The sequence below is a fragment of the Streptomyces sp. SID14436 genome (genome assembly GCF_010548465.1).
Classification (GTDB): domain Bacteria; phylum Actinomycetota; class Actinomycetes; order Streptomycetales; family Streptomycetaceae; genus Streptomyces.
The window spans coordinates 1-3,182 of the sequence record NZ_JAAGMD010000690.1 but is presented as its reverse complement, the minus strand read 5'-3'; the positions used below and the strand labels follow the sequence as shown (position 1 = coordinate 3,182).

Here is a 3,182-nt window from a genome sequence, read left to right as displayed (position 1 = left end):
CCGCCCGACGCCCCGGCAGCGGAGGCGGCGGCCGCCGTGGCGGCGGACGCGACGGTCTCCGCACTGGTCTCGCTCACGTGCCGCTCCTCTTCGCCGGGTCCGCCCGGCCGCTGGTCGCGGGGGCGTCGGGTGTCACGGGCGGGTCTGCCGGGGCCGGGCCCAGGCCCAGCAGGGCCTGCCCCACCGCACGGGTCCTACGTCGTGTGACGCCCCCGGGCCGGATGCGGTTCACCCGGCCCCGGGGGTGTGCCTGTTCCTCAGGTGCCTGTTCCTCGGGTGCCTGTTCCTCAGGTGCTGTTCCTCAGGTGCCTGTCCTGAGGTACCTGTTCCTCAGGTGCCCGGTTAGGGGGTGCCGGATGCGCCGGCGCCCGCCCCGGCCGCCGCCGCGCCGTCCCGCTCCGGTGCGCCGTCCCGGCCGCCGGACCCTTCCGGCGTCTCGTTCACCAGGACGCGCGGGACCCGGCTGCCGACGCGGGTGACGATCTCGTACGCGATCGTCCCCGCCGCCTGCGCCCAGTCCTGGGCGGTGGGCTCACCACGGTCGCCGGGGCCGAAGAGCACCACCTCGGCGCCGGCCCGGGGCTCGTCCCCGCCCAGGTCGACGACGAACTGGTCCATCGCGATGCCTCCGGCCACCGTGCGCAGCTTGCCGTCGACGAGCACCGGGCCCGCCCCGGAGGCCTGCCGCGGGACCCCGTCCGCGTAGCCGACCGGGACCAGGCCGAGGGTGGTCGGGCCCGGGGTGACGTACCGGTGGCCGTAGCCGACGCCGTGGCCGCCCGGGGCGTGCTTCACGAGGGCCAGGCAGGCGGACAGGGTCATCGCCGGGCGCAGCCCGAAGTCGGCCGGGGTGCCGAGCGCGGGGCTCGGCGCGATGCCGTAGACGGAGACCCCGGCCCGCACCAGGTCGAAGTGGGCCTCGGGGACGGTGAGGACGGCCGGGGAGTTGGCGATGTGCCGCACCTCGGGCCGCACCCCCTGCGCCTCGGCCGCCGCGATCATCTCGCGGAACCGGGTGAGCTGGGCGGCGGTCGCCGGGTGGCCGGGCTCGTCGGCGCAGGCCAGGTGGGACCACACGCCGACGACCTGGAGCAGCCCGTCGGCCTCGGCGCGCAGCGCCGCGGCGACCAGGTCCGCCCAGTCGGCGGGCTGGCAGCCGCCGCGTCCGAGCCCGGTGTCGGTCTTGAGGTGCACCCTGGCCGGCCGGCCGGCCAGCCGCGCGGCGGCGGTGACCTCCTCCAGCGCCCACATGCCGCTGACGGACACGTCGATGTCGGCCTCGATGGCCTCCCGCCAGGGCCCGCCCGGCGTCCACAGCCAGCACATGACCCGCACCCCTGCCGGGATCCGCGCCTCGGGCGTGCGCAGCGCGAGCGCCTCGTGCGGGGTCGCCGCACCCAGCCACGTGGCGCCGGCCTCGACCGCCGCCCGCGCACACGGGAGCGCGCCGTGTCCGTACCCGTCGGCCTTGACGACGGCCATGAAGGCGGCGCCCGGCGCATGGGACCGCAGGCTGCGCACGTTCGCCCGCAGCGCGGCCAGATCGATCTCCGCACGGGCCCGCAGGTGCGCGGACCCCGGTGAGGCAGCTGTCTCGTTCATTGCGCTCAGTCTCTCAGAGGGGTGGGACGGCCCAGGGGCACCGGAGCCCACTACGCACCGGGCACCGCCCCGGGGCACCGGAGCTCTTCACGACGTCAGCACCCAAGCATCCCCCCGGCCGCCGCCCGGCACCGGGGTCCGGGTGAACGGGGCCCACGGGACGGGACGCCGGGAGGGCCGGCGGAATTTCCGCCCACGTGGGACGCCGGCGGCGGGTCCGGGTGCGCCAGTCGGGCCGGGGGGCGGCTCGGGCCGGAGGGGCGATAGGGGGCGAGGGCGCGGCTCAGGACGCGGGCGCGGCTCAGGACGCGGGCGCGGCTCAGGACGCGGGTGCGGCTTGAACCGGGGGATCGGCTTGGGGCCTGGGGCGGCTCCGGCCGTAGGGACGGCCTCTCGGGGGGCTCAGGCCGGGGGCGCTCGGACCGTGAGGACGATCCGGGCCGGGCGGGCTGGGGCCATGGGAACAGCACAGGCTCCGGGGGCAGCGTGGGCCATGAAACCGGCCCGGGCCGGCCGCGGCTCAGCCCGTGAGGCCGGCTTGCCGGAGGGCGCGGCTCGGGCCATGGGAACGTCTCAGGCCAGGCGGCGGCTCAGGCCATGAGGCCGGCCCGGGCCCAGCGCGGCCCAGCCCGTGAGGACGCCTTGCCGGAGGACGCCTCGAACCGCGAGGACGATCCAGGCCGGGCGCGGCTCGGACCATGGGGACAACTCAGGCCCCGGGCGCCGCTTGGGCCATGAGGCCGACCCGGCCCCAGCACGGCTCAGCCCATGAGGCCGACTTGCCAGAGAACGCCTCGCACCCTGAGGACGATCCAGGCCGGGCCCGGCTCGGACCATGGGGACAACTCAGGCGAGGCACGGCTCAGGCCAAGAGGCCGGCCCGGGCCGGGGCAGCTTGGGCCACGAGGCCGGTCCGGACCGGGGGCGGTTCAAACCCCGGGGCGCCCCGACCGGGTGCCCGTCCCTCAGCCGCGGGCGACGTCCCGCCACGCCTCGGTGAGGGCACCCGCCACGTCCTGCGCGCCCACCGGCGCCCCCTCCGCCGCGAACCGGCCCGCAAGGCCGTGCAGGTAGGCCGCGACGCTGCCCGCGTCCAGCGGCGGCAGTCCCGCCGCCAGCAGGGAGCCGGCGAGCCCGGACAGCACGTCCCCGCTGCCCGCCGTGGCCAGCCAGGAGGTGCCGGTCGGGTTCACCCGTACGGCGCCGCCGTCCGCGGCGGCCACGAGCGTCGTGGAGCCCTTGAGGAGCACGGTCGCCCGGTATCGCGCGGCCAGTTCGCGGGCCGCGCGCAGCCGCCCGGCCTCGACCTCCCGGCGTTCGACGCCGAGCAGCGCTGCGGCCTCTCCCGCGTGCGGGGTCATCAGGGTGGGGGCGCGCCGGTCCCGTACGGCGTCCGGGTCGGCCAGCCGCAGCCCGTCCGCGTCGATCAGCACCGGCACGTCGGCGGCCAGCACCTCCGCCACGGTCGCCGCGTCCTCCCCCGCCCCGGGCCCCACCACCCACGCCTGCACCCGGCCGGCGTGCGCGGGACCCGCCTCGGACACCAGGGTCTCGGGGAAGCGGGCGATCACGGCCCGGCC

The 3,182-nt window shown here is 78.0% G+C and carries 2 protein-coding genes; both read right to left on the bottom strand.

Annotated features, from left to right (window positions below; all coding sequences use genetic code 11):
• Window positions 1-342: 342 nt before the first annotated feature.
• Window positions 343-1,602: an alanine racemase gene (alr, locus tag G3I53_RS24945; protein WP_164438792.1), complete on the bottom strand. Its 1,260-nt coding sequence runs from the start codon at window positions 1,600-1,602 to the stop codon at window positions 343-345.
• Window positions 1,603-2,567: 965 nt separating this feature from the next.
• The coding region (locus G3I53_RS24940; protein WP_164438791.1) for an NAD(P)H-hydrate dehydratase at window positions 2,568-3,182 on the bottom strand (615 nt) is incomplete at its 5' end.

Excerpts from the sequence above, each read along its gene's own strand:
- alr (WP_164438792.1), bottom strand. The coding sequence starts at position 1,602 with ATGAACGAGACAGCTGCCTCACCGGGGTCCGCGCACCTGCGGGCCCGT.